Origin of the sequence: Paenibacillus psychroresistens, assembly GCF_009728935.1 — a bacterium.
Lineage (GTDB): Bacteria > Bacillota > Bacilli > Paenibacillales > NBRC-103111 > Paenibacillus_AC > Paenibacillus_AC psychroresistens.
Map to the genome: position 1 here is coordinate 1,846,804 of NZ_CP034235.1, position 17,657 is coordinate 1,864,460.

At 41.6% G+C, this 17,657-nt stretch carries 8 protein-coding genes; all 8 read left to right on the forward strand.

Going from position 1 to position 17,657, the window contains the following annotated elements; all coding sequences use genetic code 11:
• The first annotated feature begins 52 nt into the window (after window positions 1-52).
• Complete coding sequence (locus tag EHS13_RS08375; RefSeq protein WP_227013843.1) at window positions 53-2,086, forward strand: hypothetical protein; 2,034 nt, start codon at window positions 53-55, stop codon at window positions 2,084-2,086.
• 111 nt (window positions 2,087-2,197) lie between these two features.
• Window positions 2,198-8,407: an S-layer homology domain-containing protein gene (locus EHS13_RS08380; protein ID WP_155699894.1), complete on the forward strand. Its 6,210-nt coding sequence runs from the start codon at window positions 2,198-2,200 to the stop codon at window positions 8,405-8,407.
• A 190-nt stretch (window positions 8,408-8,597) separates the two neighbouring features.
• Window positions 8,598-10,454 (forward strand): sensor histidine kinase, encoded by a 1,857-nt coding sequence (locus tag EHS13_RS08385; protein WP_155699895.1) that lies wholly within the window; start codon window positions 8,598-8,600, stop codon window positions 10,452-10,454.
• Complete coding sequence (locus EHS13_RS08390; RefSeq protein ID WP_155699896.1) at window positions 10,432-12,072, forward strand: response regulator; 1,641 nt, start codon at window positions 10,432-10,434, stop codon at window positions 12,070-12,072. Before EHS13_RS08385 ends, EHS13_RS08390 begins: the two co-directional genes overlap by 23 nt.
• A 126-nt stretch (window positions 12,073-12,198) precedes the next feature.
• Window positions 12,199-13,641 carry an extracellular solute-binding protein gene (locus tag EHS13_RS08395; RefSeq protein ID WP_155699897.1) on the forward strand — a complete coding sequence of 481 codons (1,443 nt, stop codon included), beginning with the start codon at window positions 12,199-12,201 and terminating at the stop codon, window positions 13,639-13,641.
• Between the two features lie 73 nt (window positions 13,642-13,714).
• Window positions 13,715-14,638, forward strand: a complete 924-nt coding sequence (locus EHS13_RS08400; RefSeq protein ID WP_227013844.1) for a carbohydrate ABC transporter permease — start codon at window positions 13,715-13,717, stop codon at window positions 14,636-14,638.
• A 5-nt stretch (window positions 14,639-14,643) separates the two neighbouring features.
• Window positions 14,644-15,963 (forward strand): carbohydrate ABC transporter permease, encoded by a 1,320-nt coding sequence (locus EHS13_RS08405; RefSeq protein ID WP_155699898.1) that lies wholly within the window; start codon window positions 14,644-14,646, stop codon window positions 15,961-15,963.
• A 40-nt stretch (window positions 15,964-16,003) separates the two neighbouring features.
• Window positions 16,004-17,650: a response regulator gene (locus EHS13_RS08410; protein WP_162463005.1), complete on the forward strand. Its 1,647-nt coding sequence runs from the start codon at window positions 16,004-16,006 to the stop codon at window positions 17,648-17,650.
• Window positions 17,651-17,657 lie beyond the last annotated feature (7 nt).

Here is a 17,657-nt window from a genome sequence, read left to right on the forward strand (position 1 = left end):
TCAGGAGGTTTTGAGATTGAGGATAAAAGGCAGTGTTCCATATTTATTAATAATGGCCATGTTGGTAATGATGATAGCGACGATTTTCCCTTCAGATGCTAATGCGTATAGTGTGCCAAATACCCGAGGCGGAGTCAACGCTCAATGGTATTACGGCACTCAAGCCGAGTTGGATACGGCAGCCAACAATGTAGTTGCTACAGGAATGAAATGGGTGCGTATTGATTTAAAATGGGATCTTGTTCAGGCTGGAGGGGCTACCTCGTATGACTGGAGCAATCCGGATAAGATGGTTAATACGGCACTTGCCCACGGTTTGAAGGTTTTGCTTGTTGCATCGTATACGCCTAGCTGGGCGAACGGGGGCAATTCAGATTCACGTTATTATCCTAATACCGCTAATATCAATGCTTGGAAGAATTTTCTCGATTTGTCTGTTAGGCGTTACTTGCCACTTGGTGTTTCGACCTATGAATTGTGGAATGAACCAAACTATTCGGTCCAGTCCAGTCCTTCCTTATTCGTAAGTAACATTCTAATACCGGGATCAACCGCTATTCGTGCAGCATCAGTTGCTTTACAGCTGCCGGTAACAATTATTAATGGAGCGCCTGCCAATCTAATAGGCGTGGCTGGGATTGTGGATCCTTACGACTGGGTTACGGGGATTTATGCTAATGGCGGAAAAAACTATTTTGATGCTCTGGCGATTCATCCGTATTGCTGGCCGGCAGCTCCGACAACACCAAGTGTTTGGAATGCTCTTCTCAGGGCTAATGAAATCCATACCATTATGGCTAACAATGGAGATGGCAGTAAACAGGTTTGGGCAACTGAATTTGGTTATCCTACTCAGGGGCCAAATACAGTTACTGAGCAGCAACAGAGTGATTATACAATATCTGCATTTCAAGTGTGGACACAGTCTGCCTGGTCTGCCTGGACAGGACCGATGTTTTTGTATACTTATAAAGATGGTGGCGTCAGCACAACCGATCCAGAATTGAATTTTGGTTTGCTGCGCAATAACAACACCTTTAAACCTGTAATGAACCAAATACTAACTATTATGACAAATTCACCGCCAGCACCAACTCCTCCAACCTCAGGCTGGGGCGGTTCTACGTCAACTCCAACACCGACACCAACACCGACACCAACACCAACTCCACCACCAGGAGGAACGACAAGCTATGAAGCGGAGAATGGGACTTATGCAGTAGGTGGACAACAGCAAAGTGCAAGTAATGCATCTAATCTTAAGGTGGTAGGCAATTTAAATAGTGTAGGCGCCTACTCGCAGATAAGTGGTGTAAACGGTGGAGCAGGAGGCAATGCAACACTTGTCGTTCGCTACTCCAACGGAAATACAACCTCCAGATCATTAAGCTTATATGTAAATGGTGTGAAGATTCAGCAAACAAGTTATGCTGCAACAGGTAGCTGGAATACTTTTGGAAATACCGGATCGATTACGATTCCACTTAACTCCGGCTCAAGTAACACAATCAAGATTCAAAGAGATTCAGCGGATAATGCTGCTGCAGATATCGACAAATATACCGTTACCACAAGCGGTTCCACCCCAACACCAACGCCGACGCCAACTCCACCACCAGGTTTATTAATTAACGCATTTGATAATGTTGCACAGTGGGCAGGCCAGACAACACAAACAGCCAATACAACTATTAAGACACAAGGCACGCAATCCATCAAAAATCGTTATACAGTAGTCAGCGGTTGGGTAAATTCCTATTACACGATTAATAGCCCTTATGTGAATATTGGAACGGCTGCTAGTCTGAAAATTGACGTTTATCCACTTAGCCAAACTCCAGGAGTATTGTCTGAGCCTATAGTATTAAAACTGCAAGATCAAGTAGGTGGAGTCATCTATGAAACTAAACTTCCTCATCTGATTGCCAATCAGTGGAATACAGTAACGATTAGTTTATCAGGTATTCCAGCGGGCAATCGTCAACAAATTAAAGAAGTAAACCTTTATCTTTATTCCGGATTTACTAGTGAGATAAACGGGAGAGCCTTTCTAGAATACTATTTCGATAATTTACGGACTACCTAGCTTTAGACTAGCGAACAGGGGTGATTGAAACACTTAGGGTCACCCCTTTTTTTCTTATGGAAATTTTGATGAATACCAATTAAAAATTTTACTAAAAGTGGAGGGCTAAAGATGCTTAAAAGACTAAATGCCATTGTACTAATCATTTCTATGTTAATTGGATTATTGGGATTGGGAATTATGCCTGCGAATAAGGCTTATGCAGAAAATATAGATACACAGGTTATGAGTACTAAAGATGAGGTTGTAAACGGGTTTGAACAACTAAGTCAATGGGCAGGAGAAGCGACTACTGTTGCAGAAACAGTTTACAAAACCGAAGGTGCACAATCTGCAAAAGCTACTTTTGCAGTTTCAAATCCGGCAAATGGCAACGCATGGAGCGGTTTTTACTGGGAAGTTGGAGGCAGTCACTTAGATTTGTCTGAGGCAACGCAGCTAAAAATAGATATTCGCCCAGTTGGGGTACAAACAGCGGGTGAAGTTGAACCTCTGCATTTCAAGCTTGAAGATAGTGTTGGCGGTGTCTTGTATGAAGATATACTCCCGGTGCAGAATGCGAATGAATGGAATACATTTAATTTGGATTTAAGCAGCATTTCATCAGCAAATCGTGCATCGATTACTTACGTAGTTTTCTATGTGTTTAATCAAGATGCTTCTATTAATGGCAGGACTTCCTTGCAATATATGTTTGACAATGTGAGAGCAGTTAAGCCAGCTGCGATGATTCAACATGTCGTTGACGGTTTTGAAGATTTAGGCAAATGGGGCTTTGATGCAGGGTTGACTCCTGTCGCAGAGACAATCTACAAAACGGAAGGGAATCAATCTCTTGATATTACATTTCCTGTACCGACCGAGAATTGTTGTATAGGTCTTTTCTTGAAAATCCCAAGCCCTTATGTGGATATGTCTGGTGCGAGCCAGCTTAAATTTGATATCCGGCCGGTGGGCAGCCAGTCCATGGGCAGTGAACCGATTCGGTTTAAGCTGCAGGATAAAGTCGATGGCCATGTTATTTATGAGGATGTACTTCCTGTAATGAATGCTAATGAGTGGAATACATTCACTTTGGATTTAAGCAATGTGCCAGTGGAAGAACGTTCTTCGATTGAATATATCGTTTTCTATGTATTCAATGAGGACTCTGGAATTAACGGAAGAACGTCGCTGCATTATATGTTGGACAATGTGAGAATGCTTACCCCAATTGTTAACTTGACTGAGCGAGTAGTGAACGGTTTCGAAGATATGAGTCAATGGGGATTTGATGAGGGGCTTACTCCTGTCACAGAAACCGTCTATAAAACCGAGGGGAATCAATCTCTCGACATTACGTTTCCTGTACCGACTAGTAATTGCTGTATCGGGTTTTTCTGGAAAATCCCGAGTCCATTTATTGATATGTCTGGAGCAACCAAACTGAAATTTGATATCCGCCCAGTAGGCAGCCAATCTGTAGACAAAGAACCGATCCGTTTTAAGCTGCAGGATAAAGTAGATGGACATGTCATCTATGAAGACGTGTTACCTGCGATGATTGCTAACGAATGGAATACATTCACTTTGGATTTAAGCAATGTTCCGGTGGAAGAACGATCATCGATTGAATATATCGTATTCTACGTATTTAATGGAGATGCCTCGATTGGCGGCAGAACTACACTGCATTATATGTTGGATAATATTAGAATACTTAGTCCAGCTCAGATCCAGCCCGTAACGGCCACTCCTGGTGCTTCGGCTGTCTTGCCGGGTACGCCTGTGAGTCTTGCTACAGAAACAAGTGGAGCCTCGATTTTCTACACCTTGGACGGTACAGACCCGAGAAGCTCAGCTTCAAAAATTGAATATAATGGGCCAATTACGATAGAGGAAGTAACTTTAATCAAGGCTTATGCTGAAATGGAGGGCTTTGGGAAAAGTGCAGTATCCAATTTTCAGTTCAATATTGGGACTGGTGTTCCTGGTGAAGAGATTTACAAACTGAATTCCAATGTTGGGGATATTGGCGATAGTGTGCTTGCAGGAATTAATAAAACCACACATATAGATCAAAACGGATACATGGATGATTGGAGTGGGCAAGCAAGCTTCAAACTGCCCTCTAACATTAGTAAACAAGTCATAGTTAATGGTTGGGCTGGTGATGCTGATCTTTCTGCCAATGTAGCTTTGGCTTATGATGACAATAATCTTCTTGTACATGTTAAGGTTAAAGATAATGTCCAATCAGACTTTTCTAATGGAGATATTTGGATGGGCGATAGCGTGCAGGTAGCATTTTCTAAAGACGGGACCGTTTACGGACCTGAATATGGCTTCTCCTATGGTCAAGGGACGGCTAGTAAATTTAGCTGGAACAGTGGAAGTGCCAAGCTAGGTGTAGATTCAATCAAATTTAAATCAAGCAGGGATGAAGGCACCAAAGAAACAACCTATGATATTTCTATTCCATGGTTAGCTGTATTACCGGTATTACCTGGCGAAAAAGTTCCTTTCACCTTAATTGTTAACGACAACGATGGAAATGGCAGAAAAGGTTATATAGAATGGACACCGGGAATAGGTAATGGCAAGAATGCGACAACCCTAGGGTCTTTAATCTTACTTCAGCCGACACAAACCTGGAGTACTGGGCTGTATGGTCCCCAGAAAACATTGGAGGAATCGGTAGATAATTATTATTTATCTCTACCTAACTTTGGAACGGACGATATTGATTTTGCCCTATCGGTTCCAGCAGCGAATTTAACAATCGATCATCTTATTGTTCCAGCAGGAAAAGTGCTTAAGAAAGCAATCCCTGTAACATTCCATGCCCTTGGTAACCAAGAGGTCAAAGCAACACTAACCGAAAATGGCACTGGAATAGTGAAAGAGGCTAAAGTTCAAGTAGCTGTTTCAAGAAATGATGCAGGCTTGAATGCTGCATTTGACGACTTGAACGCAAGACTTCCCATTCTCGAAGGTTTACTGTCACAGGCGAAAGCAAAGAATATTCCTGTAGACTATGAAACAGTGAATTATACAGTCATTAAGAATTTTATCCAATATGGCAAAGATGATGTTGCTAGCAGCTTTACCTCGCGTGCGGATTATGTAGCAACTGAGCTGGAGAAATTATTCCAGGAAGCGGAAACAAATTTAAATGCTTATCTAAGTGGGCAGAAAACGGCGTTGGCTGTTCCAAGATATGTGACTGGAGCAACAGATATTGAAGGTTATTCCTTTATGGGCGCTGCTAAAACCTCCGTTTCTGATGTCATCCAGAATCGGCCCATTTTCTTTACCGGATATGGACATTTCAATCAAGCTAAGGCTGATATTCCAAAATTTAGCGATTATGGAACTAACATTATCCAAATGGAAATTGGTCCAGATGGAACAGTTCTTGCTCCTGAGCAAGGTAGTGATGCGGATTTCAGCATATCGACGACCAATATCGAGGATAATATTATTCCCTATTTGCAGAATGCAGATGACCATAATATTGCTGTAAGCTTGCTGCTTTCACCACATTATTTTCCAGCATGGGCAAAAACCAAATGGCCTGATTTGGCTAATTCAAACGAAGGCTTCCTTAATTATAATGTCAATGCTCCAAAGGCACGTGAAATTGTAAAAGCATTCATTGATACCATAGTACCTTTAGTCAAAGATCATCCGTCTTTACACAGCATTATTCTGACGAATGAACCTAAGTATGATACCAGAAAGGATTCATTCGCTGTAACACCGTGGCATGAATTTCTCGAGCACAAATATAGCGATATTGGCAGCTTAAACGACATTTACGGAACGGATTTCACTTTATTCAATGAAGTAGCGATGCCAAATGCAGATGAAGCTACACCGTTATATTACGATTGGACAACGTTTAATAATGACTATTTTGCCTCCTGGCATGAATGGATGGCTGGGCTGGTTAAGGAGCTGGCACCTGAGTTGCCTGTGAGCACTAAGATCATGGGGAATTTAAATGGTGTTACAACTTACGGGGTAGATCCTGAAGATTTCAGTAAATTCTCCGATATTAATGGAAATGACAACTGGAATTACTTAGGCAATGGAGCGGGTGGTTTCCTCAGAGAAAACAGATTCTATGATTTACAGACTTCTTTAAAAAAAGCGCCCGTATTTAATTCAGAAACGCATGTTATTGCGGATCGGGATAGTGTATTTACTCCAGAACAAGCTGAGCATGTAGAAACATCGATGTGGCAAGCGGCTGTTCATGGCAGAACGGCTTCAACGGTATGGGTATGGGAGCGAACAAATGATGCAACCAGCGACCTGAATGGCAGTGTATTGAATCGGCCGGATGTTGTCAAAACGATTGGTAAATTAAATTTAGATCTGAACAGATTGGCTTATGAAGTGACAGCATTGCAGAATATTACGCCACAATCTGCGATCCTCTATTCACTGCCTTCGATGGTTTACACAAACCAATATCTAGATACATTGGATAAGGCTTATGAAGCTTTAACCTATAATGGTCAAAAGGTTGGGTTTGTCTCGGAAAAGCAAACGCAAATAGGTGGATTAAACAATTACAAGCTGCTAATTATTCCTCAGGCAACTCATGTTGGTGCAGCTACATTGCTGGCAATTAAGAGCTTTGTTGCAGCTGGCGGAAAAGTAATTGTGATTGGGAACGATGCTTTAAGCTTCGATGAGAATAATAAACCGTTAAATGCAGCTGACAGAAGCGCTATACTTTCCAATTCAATAGTCAAAGATGCCTCTATGGATATGGATACCTTGAAGCAAACCGTAAGAGATGAATTGAAAACATTAGGATTAATGCAGGTCGTGCTTAAAGATAAGAGCACTGGATTGCCAATTGACGGTGTTGAATGGCTAAGCACAGAGTATAATGGAAAACTCTTAATAAACTTTGCTGATTATGATTCTTCTTCTACCTCCAAGAATTTTAATATTGAAGTGAACGGAAAATCCGTGGGTACAGCAAACGAGCTTATTAATGGCGGTACAATGGATACGAACAATATTACAGCTACCTTAGAAAAGCCCTATTTGATTAGTGTCAATTTAAACAACGGCGGAGGCAGTACTACTCCTACCAATCCAGTTCCTGCAGTACCGACAATTCCAGTGGTAGATAATGGGCAGAAAGAGTTTAAAGATAACTTGATTAATGTCACCCCTAAATTGGAGAACGGTAAAGCAATTGCCGCTATATCGTTAAGTGATTTTTCAAAAGCACTTGAAAATGTAAAGACGGATAGCCAAGGTGAAAGTACTGTATCTATCGAGATAAAAGCAGTAGATGGCACTAAGGAATATGTATTACAGCTTCCAGCTACTCTTTTTAACAAGGAAAGTGAGCATAAGAATCTGGAAATAAAAACGCCAGAAGGATCTGTAATCCTACCGTTGAATATGTTCTCAGAAGCAGAAACACAAGGGGTGAAAACGATTGAGCTGTCCATAGCTTCAGCGGATGCATCCAAATTGAGCAACGATATTAAACAACGCATTGGAAGCAGGCCAGTTGTAGAAATCAGCTTCAATGCAGATGGCAAGGTGCTTCATTGGAATAATCCAGATGTACCGGTAGCAGTATCTATTGCTTATACACCATCCAAGGAAGAGCTGGGAAATCTGGAGCACATTGTTGTCTGGTATATAGATGGAACGGATGCTGCAATTCCAGTGCCTAATGCTCAATATGATGCAGCAACAGGGATGATTGTTTTTACCACAACACATTTTAGCAAATATGCTGTAGCTTACAATTTCACTAGCTTTAGTGATGCAGCAAAATTCAAATGGGCGCAACAATCAATCGAAGTGATGACTTCTAAAGGGATTTTAAATGGAACCAAGGATGCTGCCTTATTCAACCCGGACCGAAGTATTACTAGAGATGAATTCATGGATGCTTTAGTCAAGACATTGGGCATTTCAGCTAAGTTTGATACTAATTTTAGTGATCTTAACAAATCGGATACCTTTTATAACTCCATTGGAATAGCCAAAAAGCTTGGAATAACATTGGGGACTGGGGAGAATAAGTTCAATCCAGGTGCACAGATAACAAGACAGGAAATGGCTGTGTTTTTGGTTAGAGCTCTGAAAATAGCTAATAAAACACTGGCGGATGGAACGGAGAACGATCTTAAAATTTTCACGGATGCCCCCAAAATAGCCAGTTATGCCAAAGAGTATATGGCCGATCTGGTTAAGGACGGAATTCTTGTAGGGGATGGACATACCATTATTCCACTAGGTCATTTAACAAAGGCGCAAGCTGCAGTCGTGTTGTACAGGATTTATAACAAAAACTAAATGAAGTATCTACTATCTAACCCGGAATTCTCGGGTTATTTTTTTTCAATAGAGACTATTGGGTTAGTAATTTAGTAAAAAATTTAATAGGAAAATAGTAAAAATATTAATAAATAAATAAATATAATTGGGTTAGTTGAATTATAATTTAGTTGAATTAATAAATAAGCTGAAATGAGGGGACAAGCGAATGCAGGTAATGAGGAGTTTACCAATAATAGCTCAAATACTGCTTATGCCTTACTACTTTATTACAAAGTCCTTGTACCGAAAAATATGGTTTTGTTTCTTCATTATGATCTCGATAACGGTCACGATATTAGGGATGGACACTTATCTGCAAACTTCTTCGGAAATGAAGCGAATAGCAATCGGGAATATGGAACAAATAAGTAATCAATCCGCTGCCACACTCGAATCCTATATGGCTAACGTGAAGAACGTGGCATGGGATTATTTTGGAGATAAGAATTTTCAACAGTTTGTTAAAAAGATGGGGTCTGAACCTGACACATACAGTCATTACTCAGCGAAATTCAGCCAATTTTTGTCTGATAATCCTATTGTGGATTTCATTATGATCAGTCAATTGGACGGTTACAAGCTATCCAGCGGAGGAGTTAAAAGCATGGACTTTGATTCCAGCTCTTTGGAAGAAATGGCTATCGCCAACGATGGGAAAGGGGTATGGCTGTCCACTTATATGATAGATACAATAACTGGGAAGCAAGTGAATACGCTTATCTTTGCTCAAGCAATCAAATTGATTAATATTAATTTGAATTCTCCCATTGTTGGCGTGCTTTACATCCGGCTTTCCCCTCAATACCTCAACAAATGGTTGGGTAATATCGCGAGTGAGAAGCAAGGAGAATACGCATTGGTCGATTCGAAGGACGGAAAAGTTATGCTTCCGGCAAACGAGGAACGCTTGAATAACCAAATGAAGGAGATGGATTCGCTATTTGCCTTCAGCTACGGTGTTTCCTCTAAATATTTATACGGAGAAGAGCAGGGGGGCAAGACGTTATTCGTTTCCAATGAGCTGCATAATACTTCATGGGTGCTTGTCGGAAAAGTACCGCTTCGAGTGCTGCTTAAACAGGTGAATGCACTAGCGGTACGGACCATTTTCATAGGCGCTATTTGCTTGCTTGGTGCCATGATTATAGCCAGTGTACTTGCAAGCCGAATTATTACACCATTAAAACAGCTGAAAAAAGGCTTTGTTTCGATTGAAAAAGGCAATTATGAGATATCTATTCCAGTTCGGTCGCGGGATGAGATCGGTTATTTTGTTAAACATTTCAATCGAATGGCTCAAGAAATTAATATGTTAATTTCCAAGGTTTATGAATCTGAGCTAATCAAGAAGGATGCGCAAATTAAATCACTGCAATCCCAAATTAATCCGCATTTTCTATATAATACGCTTGGCATGATTGATAGCTTGGCTGCTCTGCATGAAGATGATAGGATCAGCTTAATTAGCTCTTCCTTGGCCAAAATGTTTCGTTACAACATAAGTGCTGGCTATATGTCAACGTTGCAAGCCGAAATAAGGCAGCTAGAAACTTATTTAACCGTGCAGCAAATCCGCTTTGCGGATCGTCTCAGTTATACAATTGAAATGGAGGAAGGCCTGCAAACGATATTAATCCCCAAATTGCTGCTTCAACCTTTGGTAGAGAATAGCTTTATACATGGAATCGACCATATATCGGTAGGAGGAGAAATTCGGATCCGCGTTATTAGCTTGTCGGATACGGATGCTGCGATTATTGTTTGGAACAATGGGCCTTCCATTGAACAGCAAAAATTACAAGCTCTGCAAGTGATGCTGGAGCAGTGTCAGCAGCAGAATTATGCTAGTAATTCTGCTTCATCCATTGGGATTTTCAATGTGCAATATCGAATCAAGCTTGTTTATGGAAATCATTATGGCTTGACGATTCAAAGCGAGGAAGAGCAAGGAACAACGGTAACTGTTTTAGTGAAAAAAATGGGAGTAGAGGAGCCGCTCTATGAAAATAATGATCGTGGATGATGAACAACTAATCCGGCAAGGAATTATTAAGAAAATACAAATGTCCGGATTGCCTGTGACGATTATTGCAGAAGCAAGAGACGGAGTGGAAGCTTTAAAAAAGCTGCATGAAGTTGAGGTTGATATCGTAATCACCGATATTCGCATGCCTCATATGGATGGCTTGAGTTTGATGCGTGAAGCCTATCTAGATTTTCCAGAGCTGCAGTTTATCGTCATTAGCGGTTATGGGGAGTTCGAATATGCTCGAAAAGCGATCCAGTACGGAGTGACCGATTATTTGCTAAAGCCTGTGGATAAGGAAGAACTGAAAGAAAGCATATTGCGCATTATAGCCATAATAGAAAGGCGTCTAGAACAGTCATCTCTAGGTGAGCAATACAAGCATTTACAAATTAGTAATGGAGAATCGCTTCGCGAGCAGGTGCTCAGCAAGCTTATCCAGTATGGTGTAGACAGTGGGCAAAGTGAAGCTGTGAGGGACGAATGGTTGGAGAATATGAAGCTGAATTGCAAACACTTTGTAGTCGTTGTCTTTGTTATACAAACCATTCATTTGCCACATCTTTCGTTTCGTGAGGAAGACGAGAAGCTTCTCTGGTTTGCTGTCCAGAATATCATTTCTATTGTGCTTGAATCATCAGGAAGAGCAGGGGTGCTCTTTCGCCATGCGATGCTTGAGAACGAATTGGTATATGTGTTGGGTGGAGAATCACCGATTAAAGCCGAAGAGCTTCGTCGAGAGCTTGAAGAAATTATCGGCGGCATTGAACGTCATTTAAAGCTGGAAGCGACGATCGGCTGCGGTACATTTGTCAATCAGATGGATATCATTCAACAATCCTATCAGCAGGCTAAACAAGCTTTGCGTAATAAAGTTATTTATGGGCATGGCAGGACTTATCTGGCGGATACCGATCCTGTTAAATCAGGTATTCATTTCGTCATTTCCAGAGAGGATGAGGTCTTACTTCTTGGTTGTCTAGGCGAGTGTAATGTCGGAGCGATCACTCATTGGATTAATCAAAGAGTCGAGGTTTTTGCAGCAAGCGAACAGGTCCTCTTCACGCATTTAGAAAGCTTCTGCGTTGAGTTTCATTTGCTGCTGCGCAAATATTTACTAACACAGACTAGTATTCCAGAATGGATTATCGGCGATTTAGACGATCTATTGGCCTGGCTGCACGGAATGAAACATTGGCGGGAAATTCCCCAGCATCTGATTGATGTGGTTCAGAATATGATTGGCCATTTATCCAAATTACGCCAATCTCCAGATTATAATCTGATTGACGAGGTGAAGCTTTATATCGACCACTCTTTGCATGAACCACTTACGCTTCAGATGATAGCGAATCGCTTCTTTTTCAATTCCAGCTATTTCTCTAGGAGGTTCAAGATGTGGTTTGGCGAAAGCGTAGTTAATTACTTAACGGCTGCTAGAATTCGCAAATCGGAGCAGCTGTTACGGGACCCAGAGCTCAAAATTCAACAGATAGCAGAGCTAGTTGGTTTTAATGATGCCGCTTATTTCAGCAGTGTCTTTCGCAAATTAACTGGGATGACACCTAATCAGTTTCGTGGCTTATCTATCTCTTCCATTCAGGATCAAGTTTGACCACTTATGGTAAAAAAATGTCAAGATATTCATACCGTACAAGTACGTATATTCCATTAACATTGAAAGTCTTTGCCTATATGATTAATCAGTAAGCTAAATTAAAGAATCAATAGGAGGCAATGAATGAAAAAGAACAGGGGAATCAACAAATTGGCTTCTACTCTAGTGGCAGCCGTAGTAATTGCAGGAATGCTCGGTGGTTGTGGAGCTGGAAGCAAGGACGTCGAGAGCTCAGCTGCACCGTCTAATGATACAAATGCACAAACGGCCAGTCCAGTCCCAGCAACACCTGAAGCAACTCCAGAAGCTACGCCGGAACAGATCGTCGAGATTACAGCATGGGATCAACCTGCTCCAGATGATGCAGGCAAACCATTCGTTGAAAGTGAATTTGCCAGATTTGAAAAGCTTCACCCGAACATTAAAGTTAAGCATGTAGAAGCCTTTCAAACGAATTCGCGCGAGAAATTTATGACCGCAATTGCTGGTGGCGAGGCTCCAGATGCTATGGAGCAACCATTCCCCGATATGCAGCTTTATATCCAGAAAGGCATAGCTGCTGATATTACGGATATGGTTAACAGCTCACCAGATAAAGATAGATTTATCGATGGTGCATTCGACCTGGCTACCAAAGACGGTAAAGTCTATGGAATACCAAGCTTCATGTATTCGACTGGTTTACTGTATAACAAAAGGATGTTCAAGACGGCTGGGATTGAAAGTATCCCGAAAACTTGGGATGAATTTGCAACAACGGCCCAAAAGGTTCAAGAAAAAAATCCTGGATCAATCGGCTTTGATATTCTTGGCATGGATTGGGCTGACTGGCATTTTGAATATTATGTTTGGCAAGCAGGCGGTGATCTGACAGAGCTTCAACCAGATGGTACGGTTAAGCTTCAATTTACATCAGATGCTGCGGTTAAGGCCCTTCAATACTATAAGGATTTGAAATGGAAGTACAAGATTACCCAGAAGAATGTTGTGCAAGATTATAATGAGAATCAAAAAGACTTCTTCAGTGGACGTTCTGCAATGATTCTAGGGAGTTCGGATAGCTTCGGCAACTTCATGAAGCAAGGTATGAAACCGGAAGAAATCGGATTTGCACCATTCCCGGTTGGTCCCTCAGGTACAGCACCATCACAGGTCGGAGGCAACTTCTGGATGTTAAATCCGAAGTCTACACCTGAGAAGATGAAAGCAGCTTTCGAGTACGCTATGTTCTTCCAATCCAAGGAGCATTTCGAGCTATGGGCTCAATATTGTGTAGACAACGGTTTTGGAATCAACCCTTTATCGATTGTTAAAGACTTTGATGTAATGAAATTTGTAAAAGAATTACCGGCGGATTATATCGCAGCAGTTCAAGAAACGACCAAGAATAAGCATTTAGAGTACTACTTGAAAAGCAGTCTTAGTCCTTACTTGGCCAAGCCGATTCAGAAGATTCTGCTTGATCCTAAGGCGGATCCTGCGACAGAGATGAAAGCAGCTCAAGAGCTTGCTCAAAAAGAAGTTATCGATAAGTACAATACGGACATTTTGTCTGCTGCGAAATAATAGAAAATTAAATTAGAGAGACATCGGGATTTCCAATTGGAAGTCCCGACTGTTATTCATAAGGTGGTGTGGAATGGAGAAGCAACTGGAGCTGCAGCTGGAAATGAATCGGAACACTAAAGCAAGCTCTCGTACTCGTATTAAGATCCCTTGGACGGCAATCTTTTTTTTGCTGCCATCGATTGTTGTTTTTTTTGTGTTTAAATATTATCTGATATTCGATGCCATTTATATTAGCCTTTTTAACTATGATATTGTTAATCCCCCTGGTAAATTTATCGGCTTTGGAAATTATCACGAGTTTCTCGTTTCCCATACATTTTGGGTAGCTATGAAAAATACGTTTATATTTTTTGTATTATCGCTTGCGATGGTATTTTGGGTCCCCATTGTACAAGCCCTGTTTCTCAGCAATATCAAACGTTACAATGGATTCTATCGTTTCCTGTACCAAATACCTAATATTCTACCGCTGGTAGCTGGAACATTGCTGTGGAAATGGATGTATAATCCCGATCACGGCTTGTTCAATTACTTGCTTGCCAAAATTGGGCTTGGCCCTTATGGCTGGCTTAACGATTTACACATGACTAAGATTGCCATTGTCCTGCCTGGTTTTTTTGCCAGCGGCGGCATTAGCGTGCTGCTTTACTATGCGGCCATTAAGTCTATTTCATCTGAAATTTTTGAAGCTGCGAAGATTGATGGCTGTGGACCCTGGCGTAGAATGACCATGCTTATTCTACCAAACATCAAATTTATTATATTAATTCAGTTCGTTGGCTTTATGTCAGGTGTCTTGTTATCGTTTGACAATATCTTTGTCCTGACTCAAGGTGGACCAGCTGATGCCTCACTTGTGGTTGCATTGATGATTCAGAAAACGGCTTTTGTGCAATCCAGATTTGGCATTTCAGCAGCGCTCTCCTTCTTCATGTTCATCGTAATTGCCGTGTTGACCCTCATACAATTTCGTTTTCAAAGAGAGGATGACTAAGCAGGATGAAAAGCAACCGCATCGTGGAAAAAGGGGAACGTCGACTGACAATCGTTTCTTTCGTTGTGACAATTGTATTTATATTACTTGGATTACTTCCACTTCTATGGCTATTGCTAACTTCTATTATGGATAGTAAATCGATTGAATCCACCACACCTAAATTTATTCCCAAGATTCCCGTCTCGATCTCCATAACGCTTGACTACTCCGGACAAGGGGAACAAGAAATGGGTTTTTATGAGAAGGATGCTATGAAAGCGACTTGGTTTCCGTGGATGGCTCATATACGGGACAATATTGGAGAAATTAGAATAACAGGCATTAAGGACGGGATTGAGCTCTATCGGTCATTAACAACATCAGCTGAATTCTATGTCGGTCAGCCTATTATTGTTCCTACTCAGACCTTCAGCGATAAGATTATGAAAGCCAGACTGCCGAGAATTAAAGAAAAACACCTGTCGTCGTTTTCCTGGTATGGACAGGGTAAATCTATTGCAGATTCTCATGCTGAATATAAGCTTTCGAATGAACCGCTTAGCCGAGATTTGCAAAGCTTTTTCGACGAAAAGCAGCTGTTGGATGGTAAAATTGTTGAGTTAAAGCAATCCCACAATTGGCTCCGTTTGTTCGACAGCTTCCGAAGCCTTAATCTATTGGCATCAGAGGTAGCTGGCAGTTTGGGCTTTTATCAATATTTTCTAAATAGCTTTATTATTTGTGCAGTCGTAATAGCTTGGCAGCTTAGTTTTGGAGCACTATCGAGCTATGCGCTCTCACAGCTTATAACCAATAAGAAAATCAAGCTAGTTCTATTAATGTATTTTCTAGCGACGATTATGATTCCTGGTGTCTCAGTACTGATCCCCCAATACTTACTGATGCAGAAGCTGGGATTAGTTGACCATTTATGGGCGGTTATTTTACCTCATTTTGCCTGGGGCTTTATTATCTTTCTTTTCAAAGGATTTTTTGATCAGCTTCCTAAGGAACTGCTGCAGGCAGCTCGAGTAGATGGAGCTTCCGAGCTTAGAACATTCCTGCGCATTGTCATTCCGATGTCCATTCCAGTGTTTACGATCGTGGCTGTCTTGACGTTTATTCCAGTCTGGAATGACTTTCTCTGGCCATATGTTGTGACCAAATCTCCACATAATTGGACCTATACAGTAGCTATGAACGATATGCAGAATGGTTTGAATCCTCGACCTAATTGGATCAGCGCGAGCGGTGTTATCTCTATGCTTCCCTTGTTGCTCGTCTTTATGGGCACGCAGGGAGCCGTTGAAAAAGGCCTCAATTTCAGCGGTGTCAAAGGCTAATTTATAGTTCTGCTGAAAATTAGGCATGGAGGTCCTCCTTATGAAAATAATGATTGTGGATGACGAACAGTTAATGCGGCAAGGCATTATTAAGAAAATAGAGATGTCCGGACTGCCAGTTACGATAATTGCTGAAGTGGGAGATGGCTTGAAGGCACTAAGAATGCTGCATGAGGTTATGCCGGACATCGTTATCACAGATATCCGGATGCCACATATGGATGGCTTGGAATTCCTACGAGAAGCATTTCAATTGTTCCCTGAGCTGCAGTTCATCGTGATTAGTGGTTTCGGGGAGTTTGAGTATGCCCAGAAAGCCATTCAATATGGAGTAATGGATTATCTGCTTAAGCCAGTTGATAAAGCTGAGCTTAAAGAGAGTCTGATTCGTATAATGGATAAAATTGAAAAGCGTATTCAGCACTCCTCTTTGGGAGAGCGGTTCAAGCATCTCCAAAATCGCAATGAAGAATCACTGCGTGAGCAGATGCTTAGCAAGTTCATTCAGTATGGTGCGAATAATGAACAAAGCTCAGCATTAAGGGACGAATGGCTTCATACTATAAAGCTGAGCTGCAGCAATTTCGTGGCGGTTGTCTTCGTATTGGATTCTTTTAAGCTGCCGCATCTTTCCTTCCGCAAACAAGATGAAAAGCTGCTCTGGTTTGCTGTCCAGAATATTATCTCCATCGTTTTGGAAGCGACAGGGAGAGCAGGAGTCCTCTTTCGCCATGCTATGCTAGAGAACGAGCTGGTATATGTGCTTGGAGGAGAATCACCGATTAAAGCTAATGACCTTCACCGCGAGCTTGAAGAAATTCTAGGGGGGATTAAGCTTCATCTAAAGCTTGGAGCGACGATTGGGTGCGGCACATCAGTCAATCAAATGGACAACATTCAACAATCCTATCAGCAGGCCAAGCTAGCTCTGCGTAATACAATTATCCATGGATCTGGGCGGGTTTATCTGACCGATAAGGAGCATGTTAGAGATGGACTTCACTCTGTTATCTCTAGAGAGGATGAGGCTCTGCTGCTGGGCTGTTTAAGCGAGTGCAATGTAGGAGCAATTGCTCATTGGATCGAGCAAAGAGTTGAGAGATTTGCCGCAAGCGAGCAGTTTCTTTTCACTCATTTGGAAAGCTTCTGTGTGGAGTTTCACTTGCTGCTGCGCAAATATTTGCTCACCCAGACTAGCATACCGGAATGGATTATAGGAGATTTGGACGATACGCTTACATGGCTTCATGGTTTGAAAAATTGGCGCGAAATCTCAGCTCAGCTTATTGAAATAGTTGAGAACATTATTGGCCATCTGTATAAATTGCGGCATTCCTCTGAATACAGCCTCATCGATGATGTGAAGCTCTACATTGAGCATTCTCTGCATGAACCTCTCAATCTGCAGATGATAGCTAAGCAGTTTTTCTTTAACCCCAGCTATTTTTCCCGGCGGTTTAAGGAGTGGTTTGGTGAAAGCTTGGTTAATTACTTAACAGCTGCCCGAATTCATAAATCAGAGCAGCTTTTGGAGGACCCCAAGCTGAAGATTCAGCAGGTTGCTGAGCTAGTCGGTTTCAATGATGCTGCTTATTTCAGTAGTGTTTTTCGCAAATCAACTGGATTGACGCCTAATCAATTTCGCATTTCGGCAGCTTCTGCCAATAAGAGCCTGTCTGAATCATAGATCTAAT

Excerpts from the sequence above, each read along its gene's own strand:
- EHS13_RS08375 (WP_227013843.1), top strand. The coding sequence starts at position 53 with ATGGCCATGTTGGTAATGATGATAGCGACGATTTTCCCTTCAGATGCT.
- EHS13_RS08380 (WP_155699894.1), top strand. The coding sequence starts at position 2,198 with ATGCTTAAAAGACTAAATGCCATTGTACTAATCATTTCTATGTTAATT.
- EHS13_RS08385 (WP_155699895.1), top strand. The coding sequence starts at position 8,598 with ATGCAGGTAATGAGGAGTTTACCAATAATAGCTCAAATACTGCTTATG.
- EHS13_RS08390 (WP_155699896.1), top strand. The coding sequence starts at position 10,432 with ATGAAAATAATGATCGTGGATGATGAACAACTAATCCGGCAAGGAATT.
- EHS13_RS08395 (WP_155699897.1), top strand. The coding sequence starts at position 12,199 with ATGAAAAAGAACAGGGGAATCAACAAATTGGCTTCTACTCTAGTGGCA.
- EHS13_RS08400 (WP_227013844.1), top strand. The coding sequence starts at position 13,715 with ATGGAGAAGCAACTGGAGCTGCAGCTGGAAATGAATCGGAACACTAAA.
- EHS13_RS08405 (WP_155699898.1), top strand. The coding sequence starts at position 14,644 with ATGAAAAGCAACCGCATCGTGGAAAAAGGGGAACGTCGACTGACAATC.
- EHS13_RS08410 (WP_162463005.1), top strand. The coding sequence starts at position 16,004 with ATGAAAATAATGATTGTGGATGACGAACAGTTAATGCGGCAAGGCATT.